Source organism: Levilactobacillus brevis (assembly GCA_021383565.1).
GTDB classification, from domain to species: domain Bacteria; phylum Bacillota; class Bacilli; order Lactobacillales; family Lactobacillaceae; genus Levilactobacillus; species Levilactobacillus brevis_B.
Window position 1 is genome coordinate 1,381,545 of the sequence record CP079699.1, and the last position, 15,622, is coordinate 1,397,166.

10 protein-coding genes are annotated in these 15,622 nt (G+C 41.2%); all 10 read right to left on the bottom strand.

Annotation, left to right across the window (positions count from 1 at the left end; genetic code table 11):
- Positions 1–57: 57 nt before the first annotated feature.
- The 10 genes from KB236_06515 to KB236_06560 all read right to left on the bottom strand — a co-directional run bounded on the left by KB236_06515 (position 58) and on the right by KB236_06560 (position 15,581).
- Positions 58–3,411, bottom strand: a complete 3,354-nt coding sequence (locus KB236_06515; GenBank protein ID UIF28210.1) for an LPXTG cell wall anchor domain-containing protein — start codon at positions 3,409–3,411, stop codon at positions 58–60.
- A 397-nt stretch (positions 3,412–3,808) separates the two neighbouring features.
- Entirely contained in the window at positions 3,809–4,342 is a 534-nt protein-coding gene (locus KB236_06520) for a hypothetical protein (protein UIF28211.1), read from the bottom strand.
- Positions 4,343–4,841: 499 nt separating this feature from the next.
- Positions 4,842–5,408: a TetR family transcriptional regulator C-terminal domain-containing protein gene (locus tag KB236_06525; GenBank protein ID UIF28212.1), complete on the bottom strand. Its 567-nt coding sequence runs from the start codon at positions 5,406–5,408 to the stop codon at positions 4,842–4,844.
- Between the two features lie 192 nt (positions 5,409–5,600).
- Positions 5,601–8,183, bottom strand: a complete 2,583-nt coding sequence (locus KB236_06530) for a MucBP domain-containing protein (GenBank protein UIF28213.1) — start codon at positions 8,181–8,183, stop codon at positions 5,601–5,603.
- Between the two features lie 581 nt (positions 8,184–8,764).
- Positions 8,765–9,658: an IS3 family transposase gene (locus tag KB236_06535; protein ID UIF30312.1), complete on the bottom strand. Its 894-nt coding sequence runs from the start codon at positions 9,656–9,658 to the stop codon at positions 8,765–8,767.
- Positions 9,631–10,113: a helix-turn-helix domain-containing protein gene (locus tag KB236_06540; protein UIF28214.1), complete on the bottom strand. Its 483-nt coding sequence runs from the start codon at positions 10,111–10,113 to the stop codon at positions 9,631–9,633. Before KB236_06540 ends, KB236_06535 begins: the two co-directional genes overlap by 28 nt.
- Positions 10,114–10,227: 114 nt before the next feature.
- Entirely contained in the window at positions 10,228–12,873 is a 2,646-nt protein-coding gene (locus KB236_06545; GenBank protein ID UIF28215.1) for a DEAD/DEAH box helicase family protein, read from the bottom strand.
- Positions 12,873–13,481, bottom strand: coding sequence for a site-specific DNA-methyltransferase (locus KB236_06550; protein ID UIF30313.1), 609 nt, complete (start codon positions 13,479–13,481; stop codon positions 12,873–12,875). The genes KB236_06545 and KB236_06550 overlap by 1 nt, the downstream gene beginning before the upstream one ends.
- A protein-coding gene (locus tag KB236_06555) for an IS5-like element ISLpl3 family transposase (protein ID UIF28216.1) occupies positions 13,414–14,189 on the bottom strand; the annotation gives its coding sequence in 2 pieces (ribosomal slippage) (positions 13,414–13,865 and positions 13,865–14,189; 777 coding nt in all). Before KB236_06555 ends, KB236_06550 begins: the two co-directional genes overlap by 68 nt.
- 42 nt (positions 14,190–14,231) lie before the next feature.
- Positions 14,232–15,581 (bottom strand): site-specific DNA-methyltransferase, encoded by a 1,350-nt coding sequence (locus KB236_06560; protein UIF28217.1) that lies wholly within the window; start codon positions 15,579–15,581, stop codon positions 14,232–14,234.
- Between the last annotated feature and the right edge of the window lie 41 nt (positions 15,582–15,622).

Below are 15,622 nucleotides of genomic sequence, written 5' to 3' on the forward strand. Positions count from 1 at the left end.
CAAACAAAAAGCACTATTCGATCATCCGAATAGCACTCTCCTAACTATCTAACTGATTTAATCCTCGCGTTTCTTCCAACCAAACACGCCAGCAACAGCGCCCAACAAGGCCAATCCAACAATTGCCAGCATATTGCCCTGTCGTTCGTTAGTCTGTGGTAAGGTCTGCCGTTCAGTCTTCGTGGCTGACTTATCCAGCGTGACTGGGTGGTGAACCGTGGTCTTCGAGGCAGCTACTGGCTGTACCTTCGCCGCTTGACCACTTACCGTGACCATTGCGCCAGGCTTGGCAATTGTTTTTTGACTATCAGTGGTGACATCGTCTGGGACCTCGCCGCTCGGCTTCTGCCCGTTCTCTTGGTCATCGATCTGGGCACTATCACCATCCGTGTCCGGTACTTCTGGTGTTTCCGGCGTCGTGGTTGGTGGCGTCACATCACCACCGCCGTTGTTGCCACCGTCACCGCCACCACCGGTCGTGTTGTCTGCCGCATAGGTCACTACAATCGCTAAGTCGGCGCTGTCCGGCGTCACCGGTTGAGCCGTCGTCTGCGTCAAATCGTTAGCCGGATCGGTAGTGGCCACCACGTGCATCCCCGTGACCGTTGGATTCTTCACACTAGCCAGCGCTAATGCGTCTCCGCCTTGATAAATGATCCAGTTTGCATCGGTTGGCTTACCCGTGACGTCTAACTCTGGCGTCTCTGCCGACGTGGCATTACTGTAGGTTGTCACGTCCTGCGTCACCTGATCCGTGACGGTCGCAAACGCCATAGTCTGGGCAACCGGTGCGACGACTTGCTTCTGCTGTTGATTTTGATAGCTAATCTGCTCTTGAACCGTTTTCACGGCCGTTTGAAAACCATGGGCCAACGTAATCGTGTAGGCGCCACTACCATCCTTAGTAAAGACAATCGCACTACTACCATCGGCGTTCTTGGTGGTATCGCTGACCAGCTGATAGCCCTTGGCCAGTTCAGGCGTAATGATAGCACTGGAATCAAAGGCACTCGTCGTTCCAATGGCCCCTTTTAATTCTGGATTGGTCGTCGCGTCCAACACCTGAATCGTCTGGCCAGTCGTGGCGTCCGTAACCGTGACCGTGGCTTTCTTAGCTTGGGCATAAACCATCCGCACCGCTTGCGTATCGCTAACGTAAGGAATATCGGCCGTTTGACTGATATCGCTCCAGGTTTTACCAGCGGCACTCGTCTCGGCACCAACGTAGACGTAATCGTCAAAGTCCTTTTCGTAATCGGTCAGCGCCAGCTTGTCAGTCGACGTTCCCTTGTAATTGGCTGTTACGGGCGTCCCGTCCGTGTTCGTAATCGGCGCATAGTTGCCAGCGTCATCCTTCACCCCATAGCCAACCGAGACTGTCCACGGCATAACATCTTTATAGAACAGGATCGTCCAGTTCCGGGAGTCATCGCCCAATGTCGCAACCCAAGAGCTCTGCGCATTGGCTTTCCCGTTACCGGCTAGATAGTCTGAGTAAAGACCCGTGCCATCTAAAATTAATCCGGAGAACGTGTACCCCTTCGAGAGCTGTTGATCCAATAACGTCATTACCGTCGCATTTTGTTGGACGTTGACGTTTGACCCAACTTCACCAGAAATCAAGGTAGCCGGCCCCAGACTCAACTGTTGCCCGTCAGCCTGTAAGAGTTGGATGTTAACGTTTAAATCGCTCACATTTTCGGCTAAATCGTACGGTTGGATGATGTACCCGCCGAAGTTGCTATTGGTATCAGCCCAGGTCGTCGACAGACTCCCGTAGCCCTCACTCGTTCCGGCCAGTAAGTTATACCAGGATAACGTATTACTATTGACGTTCCCGGCATCGGCGCTAGATGGGAAGAGGTGGGGGTAAAGTATTTCTTCGGCGTTGTCGAAGGCCTTGACTGGCAAATTATTAGCCGTTAAGTCCTTAACGATAAAGGATGGGGTCGTATAGGTCAACACACCATCGTCCAAAGTACTCTGGCCCTTCGCCAGTTTGGTGTTAACCGTGATCGGTGCGAGTAAGATATGCTGATTAGCCAGGTTAGTCCCCGTCTGAACATTCAAGCTCTTATCTGTGGCCAGCGGCGAAATATCAGAGATCTGGTTGTACGGCATGTCAACCTCGGTCAATTTATCCTTATTACCCAACGCCGAAATATCATTTACAGAAAACAAAGTAATATTGACACTTTGTAGATTGGTCAAAGCCCCCAAGGCCCGAATATCCCAGAGGTTACCAGACTGCATGACATTGCCAAAAGCATTTGAACTGACAATCTCATCCGGAGAGAGTGTGAGTCTCTGCAAATTCGTCGCGTTCTGTAGGCCCTCCAAGGTGGTCATTGACATGAGCGCCATAAAGTAATCAGTATATTTTAACTGTGCACCGTTAACGGATTGCAACGTCTGACTGGATAAAATGCTCGTAACGGTCGCCAATTCTGCCTTCGTGAAGTTGTTTCTAAAGTCCGTAAACGTCGCATATTTTTTAGAAAAGTTACTCTGCCAAATGAAATATTGGAGCCCAGAATCAGGCATCCATTCATCAATATACAGTGGATGGGTCTCATCTGCATAATGTAATGGAGAATTCATATCCATTCCCTTGGCGTCCTGTGCAATATTAGTCGCGTAGGTTTCACCTAACCAAGTGCGCGCCCCCTGCGCTTGATACTTCGTGCTATAGTCATCATAGGCCCGCAAGTCAGTACTTACGCCTTCATCATCCGTGTGATCATAAGTATACTGAAGCCGCTGGGTCTTGCTGACATTAAATGCTGGCTGTCCCGTGACCTTGTTCGTTAAGTTATCCGGATTCTGAACCGTAATCCCAGTGGAAACGGGCGGCATTGTAGCGGTCCGATCAGTCGGTGCCGATTTCTCCAGTTGATCGCCAGTCGGCCCATCTGTGGTCCCGTCGTTCTGAGCTGACGGCGCATTATCACCACTGCCAGTACCCTCGGGGTCTTGCTCATCAGCAGCCACGTCACCTTTAGCGGCTGATGCCTGTGGCGTACCAGGCTCTTCATTACTCCCCTCATTAGCATCATTTCCAAGATTGCCAGAGCTAACACCACCTGCACCAGCGTCCCCGGACTTCTCACCAGAATCATTCCCAGGCGTTGGTAGCGCCTCAGGATTATTTGTGCCAGCGCTTTCATCATTGCCAGGCGTGTCACTGTCGCTCTTTGACGATTGTAAGACGACCTGTTGTGACTGGTTCTCTGCAGCCCCATCGCCGGCCTTTTCTGTCACCGGTGTGTTATCGGCCGCTTGAGCGGTTGGCATCGCCTGTGGGCTTGCAATGATCCCGACAGCCATACTGGTTACTGTAATCCCGGCTACCAGCCACCCCCGGTGTGACTTGTACATCTTATAATGTGTTTTACGTTCAATATTCCTCATGATTGGTCCCCCTCTTTAACTATGACCAAAATCAGGCGAAACAGCAGCAAAATCATTATTTTTATCGTTGTCACTATCCATTATAGCCACAGTGTGAGAAACAATCAATACGATGAAGTTTTACGGTGCAAAAACGTTCCCCCGAGTTACTGTTGTCCCCGGTAGAAAAGGCTTTTGCGAATTTACAAGTACGCGTGATTTTTTAAGCACAGCTTATTAACTAATAACATATATCCATTAATTGGTACGGTCTTATAAACCGTTTAGGGGACTTTAAATTTACTGGATTTGATATTCAACACAAAAGTCCTCAAAACCATATTGGCGGCTTGAGGACTAGACCATGTCACATTAAATTATTCATTTGCTAATAATCACGCTCAACTAAATCACAGTTTTACCGCTCCGCTGTCGGTCTTACTTTTAACTTGTGAAAATTTCCGACGGTATAACGATGCCCCTTTACATACCCCGGGCGTTTAATCTTGGCATACCGGTAAACCTTCATCGAACGGTGATTCTTAGATAAATAGACCTGATATCCTGATTTATATTCGCCAGACATCGCTGAATAGTCGCCAGTAATCACATAATGCCGGTTACTAATCTTCCTAAAGGCTAATTTATGATGCTTTCTAGCGAACGAACCATAGGGCCCACTGTTGAATAAATTCTCTTTATGCTTGTCCATCGTAAAATCTTCTAAATGAAATTCCTTATTCGTTACATAAAGATCCGTAACAACGTAATGAATGCGCGGATCACTATGTACTTTCAACTTGCGATCATTAGTTTCCCAACCGCCCTTAAGCACTTTAGGCGCCCGGTTAAAATGAATTGCTTGTGCTTGTGCACGCTCATTGACTGAAAAAGATAGACTAAATACCCCCACCAACACGGACCCTATGGCGATAACGCTTTCTTTCTTCATCCGTATGCCTCCTCCGATGAAAACGGCTGACGAGTTAACGACATTCTAAGAATATGAATAGGTAAAAGCTTGAACGAAAGATGCAATCCGCTAGATTATATCTCGTTCCATCAACCTACCCAAGTCAGCATACTAGAAAAGGGAATATTATTCAACACGTAAAACGTTAACATTACACAATAAACATCAGCATGATTTTCTTAATACATTCCTACTATTTCTGTCATATTTCCCGCCAGTCGCTTAATCGTCATTAAATCCAACTAACAGTTGAACGATAGACTAAAAGTTCTAGAATGCTTTCCCATTCATTCACAATAAGATGGTAATAGCTCATAGTGGGGCTTCCTTTGCTTTTCTTGGTCGTTAAGGAATTGTCCCCACTATGGCTCTTTTTAATCAATTAGTATTGCACTTGGTTTGACAATTCATTGTTGAGAAGAAGGTTATTCAACAATCGCAAAGGTACTGGCGCACCACAACGACTTTACGATGGCAGTTACTGCGCCTTGATACCCAGCACATCATACGGTGACAGATACAATGTTCGCATGATTACTTTTGAAAGTTCGCTTTGCGTTAATGAATCCTCATTGGACAGCCAGGTCAGAATGACTGACATGATGGCGTTAGTGACTATGCACAACGCATATTTTTGCGGCAAGTCATTTCTAAATTTTGCAGCCCCCTTGACGCGCTTTAGTTCGCTTAAAATTGATTTCTGAAGCAAAGCTGTAATTGCGCCGGCGAAAGCCGGATCACCATTGGAACCAAAAAGAAAGCTAAGAATTGCTTTGTTCTCAGCCGCAAAAGCAACAATATCTTCTACCACAGGATACGGTTGACCGGAACTCAAATCTTGATAGTTCATCGTCCCGTCAATGCCAGTATCTAACATCAACTGAAACTTGGAAGAAAGACTATTTTCAACATTTGTTACCAAATCATCCTTATCAAGGTAGTGCAAATAAAAGGTTCCGCGACTAATCCTACTAAGACGGGTTAAATCACTCACCGTAATTTGGTTTAGTGATTTCGTTTTCCCCGCGGTAACCAATGCATTCAAGATCTCTGCATCAGTCTGCGCAATTTGTTCTTGTTGATCAGGAGGTCAATACCATGAGTAGAACGCGAAGTCTCTCGAATGTTCATTCGATACATGCAACAAGTTCTTCGCAATGAAAGAATTAACCATCATCGTAAACATGTGCATGGCGGTTATAAAATTGAACCGCTATTGACGCCTCGCTACTATGATTTACTCATTTCTAAACCGGTCCATCCATTTGAACCCGAAAAAAATACTAGTCACAGTCAAGAGGACTTCTCCCCACCATGAAGATGTCTGCTGGTCATTCGTTTGCGGTAAAACCGAAGTCTTGGTAGACATAGCTTCGACCTGCTTTGGACTTTTGGTTACTAATTTTAAAGCTCTCCCACCCTGCAACTTATGAATTGCCTGTTTCTTAATCGGTTGAGTTAGATTGACCTGATTATCCCCATTGCCACCTTCTGCCAAATGAGAAGGTGATTCTGGCCTAGTTGGTGTGCCTGGAACTTCCATTGCTGGTTTCCCACCACTTTCAACTATTTGATACGTATAGTTAACGTCCTGATTAACCGATGTGTAAACGCCCCTTGCATTAATTGGCATCATAGCGAGCTTATATCCTTTAAAAGGCTTAGGAATCGTTGCGTAATATTGACCTACCTTTCCAACCAGCCTATCATTGGGTGCTAACTCTTCGCCGGTCGCTGTTTGATAGTGAACGACCACCGTTCCGACTGCGGCAGGTTTTCCAGGAACAACTGGTGTTACAGGTGGCATTATGGGTTTACCATTGGCTTTATAGTAAAGATAGATATCCTGATTAACGTCCCGAATGGTCCCACTAAGGATTCGGTCAGTCACTGTACCGTTCCCCTCAACGCGGTCAAAATCATAGCCATTAATCTCAGGCAGATTAAGCTTCCAGGACGAATCCATTTGTCCAGATTTCTTGATAAGCTTATCACCAATTGCATTTCCCATTTCATCGACCAAATAAATTTTCTGTAATGGATTGAAAATCAACACAATGCTTTGCGCATCACTATCATAGATCACCTTCGAGCTTTCAACCACATTTGTAAGATTGTGATTATGCTTTCTGGAATTTTCATATGCAAATCCGCGATTTTCAAGATTGGCTATTGTCTTCTGAACAGAAGCATCATTCAATACGTCAAATGTATCACCAGTTTTACCGCTTAAGATGACAAACGGTGCAATATTAACCACACCATTGAGCTGAAAAGCAACCGTAACTGCGCCTACGCTAGGAGCTAGCGTATACGGTACAGTAATAATTCCACTGAACATTAAGCCATTAGGTGCTACTGGCTTAGTAAGATCGTTGTGTCGATCAACACCCCAGTGCAATTTCAATTGTCCGTGTGTAGCGTCTAACATTTTCAACTCGCTCCACGTTGACCAATTTCCACCACCAATCATATGTTCCTCTCCGGTCGAATTTGGATCTCCCTCCATGAACTCATTAAAATGTAAATTATCGTAAGCAAATGACCAAGTTGATAATTTTGTTGTCGCTGAATTTAGAGTGGCTTGAGCTGTCGTCCAAGTTTGTCCGTCCGCCGAAATCGAATACCTAATTTCAGCTCCAGGGAAAAATGGCTTCCAGTCTAGTGCCAACAGGGGCGTAATGTCAAAAATATGATTGCCACCAAAACTCATCATTTCTGGTGAGGTGATATGTTTGAGTGGCGTAAGGTCCGAAATATCATTATTTGAGAATGAAACATGTGTTAAGTTGATTAATGCCGTCAACGGCTTCAGACTTGTAATCTTATATTTACTATCTGCAGACTGGGAGAAATTAATCGTTTTTAAATTGACTAAGTTGGATATAGCCGATAAATCTGTGATTCTATTATTTGATAAATTCAATGAAGTCAGGCCCTTTAAGCTACTGATCACGGACATACTTTCATCCGCAATTTGGTTCCAACTTAAATTTAAGCTAGCTAACTTTGTAAGGCCTTTGAGAGCAGAAATGTCCGATAATTGGCCATGCTGGCCAGCCTTCCCAATCTCTTTACTAACCGACCTATCAGGTAGTATGGCCAATGTTGTCAAATTTTTTGCATACTGAAGGCCGTTCAGCGATTTAATATTAATTACAGCATTGTAGAAAGATCGATCAATTCTCTGTTTTTTTCCTTTATCATTCCAAAGATCAATTTCTGTCAATTCACCTAAAAGGTCCGTGGTGATCTGAGAAGCATCCGTAACCTCAGGGTGCGTCTGCTGAATCGCATACAAGACTACCCGTTGGAGATTCTTGTCCGGTATGATATTGTTCACTGTTGGTAGGGATTTTTTTACACTTGCCACGGGAGTCACCTGGTTAATAACACTATTGGAATTGGGTTGGGACGGCGTATTTGGTACTACTGACTCAGTCTTATCAGGTTTGGGAACGGGATCAGTTGGCGGCGCAACTATCCCCTTTTCCGGTTTAGTAGTTTTATGGCCTTCACCATCTTGAGAATCCACTTTATCCTCATGTTGTTGCAAATCAACTTCAGATTCAGACTTATCTGATCTATCTGTATCCATCTCGGCATTAGCCTCCGATTTAGATACTTCAAGCGACTCCTCATCTTGGTGATTGTGGCTGGTCATCGTACTTTCAGTCGCATTGCCAATCTCTGTGATGGTATCTGCGTACGCTGATCCAGTCGGTACCAGTCCTGTCGTTCCCAATGTAAAAGCCACCACACCTGCAAATAACCAATAATTTTGATGGTGTTTGTCCACGCTTTTCCAATCAATTTTCATTTTCAATCCCCTATCATTGACGAAAAAAACAGCTATCGATGTCCAATGTATGTAATTTTTCTTGTTAAGAAATAATATATCATCAGCAACAAATCCAATCAACACCTTAAACTTTATTTTTAAATAGTTTTTTGAGAGTCAATTTTAAAATAGCAGTCAAATCAATACATTCCACAGGTATCAATAAAATAATATAATTAATAGAAATGTTCTTATCAGAATTCGTTTCATTACTCATATATCAATATTTATCCAGTAATAATCAATGCAACCATGGATGCTAAATATACATTTTTTCAATGATTTTCGTTAGTCAACATTCCAATTAACCGAATAAAGCTTTAAATATGGAAAGAATTCGTATCTTATATTTTTTTATGTATAACTTTGCTAAATATGTGTAAATTCCCTCGTTCAATGCATAATAGACCCCAAAGAGAGTTCTGCACATTTCCAAACATATCTAATTACGTGTAACCCCATTAATCCGTCCAACATCAAACTAATATAACGTAGACAACCTAAAAAAAAGACAGACACCAACTATAATTGAAGTGAACCCCATAAATTGGAGTGAATTTCTAAGCTACTAATTGGCTGGCATGTTCCCGGTATTTTACCGGGGACATGCCGGCCAATTTTGTTTTTATCCGGTGGTAATTGTAATAATCTACGTATTCGGTTATTGCTGCCGCAAGCTCTTGATAACTGCTATAACTGTGATTATGAACAGTCTCTACCTTGAGAATGTGGAAAATACTCTCTGCTACGGCGTTATCAAGGCATGTGGCCTTGCGGCTCATGCTTTGAAAGACTCGAGCTTCTTTGAGAATACTGATATATCGACAGTTCTGGTACTGGAATCCTTGATCCGAGTGAATAGTCATTCGATAAGGCACTTTGGGTCTTCTTACTATAAGGCGTTCTAAGGGATCAGTGACGAATTTAACTGTTGGATGCTGACTAATTGCCCACTCAAGAATTTCTCCGTTATAAAGATCAATGTAGGCAGTGAAGTATGCACGTTCATTGACGGTCTGATGACCCCAACGCACTTCGGTGACATCAGTCACGATTTTTTGAAAAGGGCGATTGGTCTTAAAGTTGCGGTTTAGACGGTTTCTAGCGATTTTACCGACAGTACCTTTATACGAGTTGTACTTCTTTGTTTGCCGTTTAAAGGCAGTGCACAATAAATTATTTTCGCGCATGATTCTCAAAACCGCCTTATGATTGACCAGTATGCCTTTATTCCTAAGTGCTAAGGTTACAGTGCGATAACCATAGTCTGGATTGTTTTGTCGAATCTTTTTGACCTCTTCAACTAACGTTGAAGAGGTGTTTTGATACTTACGATGACAAGCATCATGATAGCTACTGCTCGACATCTTGGCCGCTTTCAATACCACAACTAATTTGACGTTGAATTTACACCTTAGCTCAGTGATTAGCTGGGCTTTTTCTTGGTTTGAGATTTTTTCTGTGCTAAGGCTTCGAGTTTTTCCAAGTAGGCTACCCGAATGCGTAAAATTTCATTCTCTTCTTGAAGTTGTTTGAGTGTTTTAGAATCCTTTGATTTGTCTGTCACTTTTAAAGACCGTCCTTTGAATGGCTTCAAACGTCCTTCAATCAGCTTTCGCTCCCAATCCCATATTGTAACTGGGTTCTTTAGGCGGAAGTGGCTTGCTGTAGCTGGATATGAGGCATGATGAGTCTGTCGCCATTTGATGACTTTAATTTTAAAGGAATAGTCGTAAAAAGTCTTCTCTGAATGGTTCTCCAAGCCCGGAATACCAAACAATTTAAAATTGGCTAACCATTGATAAATGGTCGCGGAGCCTTTGATCCCATACTCTTGCATTAATTTTTGTGGCGATTTTCCTTGAAGATATTTAGTTAAGACTTGTTGTTTTATTTTAGCTGAAAACATAGTAAAACCCCTCGAGTTGGATTTACTCCAATTCGAGGGGTTCACTTCAAACCCAAATGAAGGCTCGGTTTTTTTATTTTTTAGACAATTTCATTCTTTATAGTCTGAAAACATTTAATTATCAGCTAGCAATCCTTTTTCTCGTAATTCAGGAAACATTCGGTGAATATCTTGCTTCCCCTTATCCTCAACGTAAAATTTAACACCAAAGAGCTTTACGTCATCATTATCCTCTAGAATCATTACGTTCTTTGGATCAATTCGTTCAAGTAAATCTTCTTTCCATCTGTCTCTTTCGACAAATGCAGTTCCTTTGGGCTCCATATAAATCTGATAAATATAATCTTCGTTTTTAAGGTACATGATAAAGTCTGGCATGTATCCTTCATAACGATAAACACTTTCACCAAAGTCATGAAGCTTAAAGTCAGTATTTCGCTCATCAATACGTAATAGATAAATTTGATCGTATTTCTTTCGGAAATTTGGGATTTCTGCGCCAATTCGATCAATAAAGTCCATCTCAAGTTGATCTACAATCGCGTAATCATAAGCGTACCAATCCTTACCTTTCATCTCATAAGGGCCGATTTTAGCTGCCTTAGGATCGTTAAAGTTATCCCCCACACGTTTCTCATAGTCTCTAATTACTTCATTAACAGCGAACTTCTCAAATCGGTTAGTCCCTTTAGAGCGCTGGAAATTGTTTACTAAAGCATTCTGAACGCGAAGTAGATACCTTTCAACAGCAGTTAATCGCTCCTGAGGAGTTAATTGATGTCCATTAGCAACTCGCACCCTTACAACTGAATGTCCTAACCAACTGTCACTTGTAAGAAATTCTCTTACACTTGTTATAGTTGGGCATTGTTGTTTTAGGGATTCAAATCGAAAGAATGGGTTAAATGATACGGCAGTCCTAACTAAAGCCTTATCTGCTGGATTACTAAATAGGGCAGCATTTACTATTGGAAATAATGAACGATTATCCTTATCTGCTCCGGTATCGAATTTACGCTCAGTAGTCGCACTAATCATATCAATAGGCTCTGTCGTTTCTGGATCAAACCCGTACTTCAAAATTGAATTGTAGTGTTCTGCTGGTACTACCTCTACTTTGTTGTAGTAAACATTTCCATGTTTATAAGCATCCGTTCGCTTGAATGAGCTCTTAACATTCGCTGTATAAATTTTATACTTAGTGTCCTCATTAACAGGGAGATTAATAGCATCCAATGATTTACGAAGATTCTCCAGATACTGAGGATTATTAATTGTGTGGTAGTAAAGTCGTTCCAGTAACTGAATTTCTGATCTCCGGTCATCAAACCGGCGAGTGTAGACTTTCTGGCCTTTATAGATAAAAGGATTATATCTGGCTCCACGACCGATTAATTGTGCTTCCGCATTGGTATCATTTGGCTTGATATTCTTTTCGCCGATACGGACAATATCATAAAGGTTTAGAACGTCCCAACCCTCACTTAATTTAGCAACGGCAAAAACTGACCTAATCGGGTTTGATGGACTTTCTAGATTATTTAACTTTTGAGCAACATCGTTATTATCAAGAATATCTTTTTTACTAGAATCGTTAGCATTAACCGTCGTGAACTCTTGAAAATCACGTTTTAATTCCGCAACAGTCTCACCAAAGTCTTGGTTTAACCAGTATTTGTACGCTAAACTAAGAGCTTCACTTTGCGTTGAACGGTTTTGGGATTGGACAAAGCTTTGCAATGACTCAGCTGTTAAATTAGCAATCATTGTTAAGAAGCGCGCTTTAATGTCCTTAGATACCTTGATAGTATTGGACTTAAAAAGAATAACAGGCTTGAAGTCTGGAATCTCCATGTTTTGTGCAATTCGCTTTCGGTATTGAGATAGTAAGACAGCGTTTAGCATCTTATCTTCATCACTGTTATTAGCTTGAAGTCGATATACCTGTTTGGAATAGCCGTCGTTAATGAACTTGCTTAAATCATACTGAGCAATAATCTTATTCTGGTATTTATGGTAAATTTCTGGATTATGAAGGTCGATAGTTGCTGTAAATTCAAGCTGCTGGTTGTCAGGGTTCAGGCCCCTAATTCTATCTAGTAACGCTTCCCAACTTTTATTATTAGCATCGTCTTTTTTACTTCTAGTTCCAACGTTAAAGTGGTGAGCTTCATCAGCTAAAATCACAAGTTTATGATTCTTTAGTGATTCTTCAGTAATGCCATTTTCACGTGGAGAATTGATATCATTTGAGAGTTGCTGAATACCAGAAAATTTTAAATAGATTGTATTTTTCTCCAGTGTTATAGGAAACTCTGGCACAGCTTTAATAGATACTCTTTTGCTATCAATAACTAATGGATCCTGATACAGATACTTAGGAGATGCTGGATTAGTTAAATTATCGATAGTCTTGTTAACGACAGCAGTTGTGTTGGTAGTAAATAAGAAGCATTGATAATTATAGTTCTGATACATGTATAAGATAATTGCTGCCATGATATCGGTCTTACCTGACCCAGTAGCCATATAAAACATTAACTGGTTATAAGAGTCCTCTTTATTATCTAATTTTTCAACAGCATCCAGATTATGAATTGCTGAGAATTGGTAATCTCTTAAACTATGCTTCAGGTTCTGCTTAATGTAGAGAGGTAACCTTTGAAGCCCCTGATCCTGATTAAATAAAGAAGTATCATTTAGCCAATTTAGCAGCTTCAGATCAATTTTTTCTTCTGGGATTGTTTTTGAACGAGCCATTATTCTGACTCCTTCCCATAGAAGCTCTTATTGAACTTATAGTCGGTGTCTGAGACTAAGTCACGAACATCAGCATCATCAATATTTGCTTCGTTGTAGTAAAGTTGGTTTTTATCCAGCATCTTAATTAAAAGCTTTTTTTGATCGTCAAAGGATAAGTTTTTACGACCAGGATCACTTTCGTATTTTGCAAGATCAACCCGAAAGTCAAGATCCGCCCCTTTTTTCATTCGTTGATAAACTTTATTCAGTTCGTCAACGTTTGTAGCTTTTTGTAAATCTCGCAGGAATCCTTGATTTTTCTCCATTAATTCAGCATAAACAAAAGATCCACCACCATGCCAATCAACATCTTTTGAAATACCACCTTGTTCTCCTTCAATTACCTTTTGTAATCTGGGAACGGTAATAGTATTAACGTAATCCATCTGTTCAATTCCTATAAACCGTCGATGCATTTTCATAGTTGCTGAAGCCGTAGTACCCGATCCAGAAAAGAAATCCAAAACAATATCATTTTTATTAGGGTCCGTCTGAAAACTACTTAAGTAAGATGCAAATTGAGGCAATGTAGACCGTAGCCAGATAAACATGAGCGAGCTTATCATAACGCGTTGCAATCCTACGAAAGTTCTTCAACTGATTAAAGAAGTTCTCAATCAAATGGCGCTCACAATAAACGTGGTAATCACAGGTCCACTTGTCTTTGGTATTTTCCTTTGGCGGAATGGTATAGACGCCTGCTTTATCTTCAATATACTGGCGAAGTTTCGCGGTGCCATAGGTTTTGTCCGCGATAATATTTGATTGAGAAATATCGAAGCCTTCCAGCAACTCACTGGCAACTTGGCTATCATGTACTTGACCACCTGTTAGGCGAAAACCCAAGGGATTCCCTAATCCGTCAACGAGTGCGTGAATCTTGGTCGTTCGGCCACCTCGACTTAGTCCAATAGCTTGATTTTCGACCATACATTCGGCGTTTTTTTTGCCCCAGTGGCCTTTTGATGCGCTCGAACGATCGTTGAATCTAAGCTCAAGTTTTCCATGTCGGGATCGTCAATCAATTCGAGAAAAACCTGTTCGAACAAGCCTGAACTTACCCAGGCTCGGAAGCGACTATACACCGTTTTCCAAGAGCCATAGCGTTCAGGTAGATCACGCCAAGGAGCCCCGCTGCGCATGAGCCAGAGGATAGCGTTGAGGGCGGTACGGTTGTCTAGGCTTGATGGACGGCCAGTCCGGTATGGCGGGAAGTATCCTTTGATTCGGTCCCACTGAGCATCTTCCAGTTCGTATCGTTTAGGTGTTGTCATCGGAATGCCTCGATTCGTTTTTCCTCAGATTGTACCTGAATTTTAAGTTTTCAGACAGTCCCTAGTAACCATAGTAATAATTCTTTGGATTAATTCCTCTGGCTTTTGGCCACTTGAAAAATCTGAAATTCTTTCCTTAGACATAGGATTAATCACATATATATCATCCCAAAGAGAGTTTATAGGCTGCCCCTTATACTCGTCTAAAAATATCTTTCGATTTATATTTTTATCCTTAGAGTCCGGAAATGCTAAGCGTCCCTCCTTATCCCATTGTTCAAGTACTTTTTTCGATACTGAGTATCCTTTTTTAGGAGTCTTATATCCTTTATAATCATAAATTAAGTTTGGACGATAATTAGGACTTTGTATTGGGGACTTCATAAATTTACGACCATTAGCATCAACATTAGTGAAACGTTCCTTAATATACTTTTGAGTATTTGAATTATTTTTTGTAAATACAGGATTATATTGCATAAGTTCAACATTTTTTGAATACCACAATATATATTCCACAACATTGTTGAGTTGTTTTGCAGGATTGGCACTTCCACCTCTTCGCTTCCAATTAATTTTGTTTCTAAAATTGTCTCTACCAAATATTTCATCCATTAATACTTTTAAGTATGAGTCTTCAAATGAGTCAATTTCAATAAATATACTTCCATTATCACTTAATAAATCATGTGCAATTTCTAATCGGCTCTTCATAAAAGTAAGCCATGTTGAATGGTTAAAACGATCATTGTATATGAATGAATCGGATCCCGTATTATAAGATGGATCTAAATAAATTAAGCTAATCTTTCCTGCATATTTTTTCTTTAATGAGTATAAGGCTATTAAGTTGTTTCCTTTGATAATTAAGTTATCATCCTCATTAAATTCATCAGCTAATTTAACACCATCTCTGTCATACTTTTTAGCATTAATCAGAATTTTAGGTTCAAATAATTCGCTAATTTCAGAATGCGCTAGCGTTTCATTAAGAAACGGCTCATCAGCTCCCACATCAGGATCAGCATCTTCTTTGTCCATACCGGCTTTTAATACTGTATCCTTATATGGAAAATTGAGTACAACATCTGAAGAATCAGAAATAAACTTATTATCACTTGCAAGGCCTATTCTATTTGCATACTTTGTAAAGCTATCTTCCCAGAATTCTTTGTACTCAAACATATTAATAAATTGATTAAGTTTAAAGACTTCAGTATTAGCAATTATTTCCGTATATTCATCATGAATTAACTGATTTGAAAGTAACGCCGTCATTAAGTCATGATCATATTTATCAAGGTCACTAATTACGGTACTTCGTTTTAATGCCCCACCCTCTGTTATATATTTTGTACCAAATTGGCGTAAAACATTTTTTACTTGCTTCATTATCTTAGTTTCTATTTGCATAACTGTTCTCCCATTAACTA

What these genes read in the sequence shown, in the direction of transcription:
- KB236_06515 (UIF28210.1), bottom strand. Translation starts at nt 3,411, where the DNA reads ATGAGGAATATTGAACGTAAAACACATTATAAGATGTACAAGTCACAC.
- KB236_06520 (UIF28211.1), bottom strand. Translation starts at nt 4,342, where the DNA reads ATGAAGAAAGAAAGCGTTATCGCCATAGGGTCCGTGTTGGTGGGGGTA.
- KB236_06530 (UIF28213.1), bottom strand. Translation starts at nt 8,183, where the DNA reads ATGAAAATTGATTGGAAAAGCGTGGACAAACACCATCAAAATTATTGG.
- KB236_06540 (UIF28214.1), bottom strand. Translation starts at nt 10,113, where the DNA reads ATGTTTTCAGCTAAAATAAAACAACAAGTCTTAACTAAATATCTTCAA.
- KB236_06545 (UIF28215.1), bottom strand. Translation starts at nt 12,873, where the DNA reads ATGGCTCGTTCAAAAACAATCCCAGAAGAAAAAATTGATCTGAAGCTG.
- KB236_06550 (UIF30313.1), bottom strand. Translation starts at nt 13,481, where the DNA reads ATGATAAGCTCGCTCATGTTTATCTGGCTACGGTCTACATTGCCTCAA.
- KB236_06560 (UIF28217.1), bottom strand. Translation starts at nt 15,581, where the DNA reads ATGAAGCAAGTAAAAAATGTTTTACGCCAATTTGGTACAAAATATATA.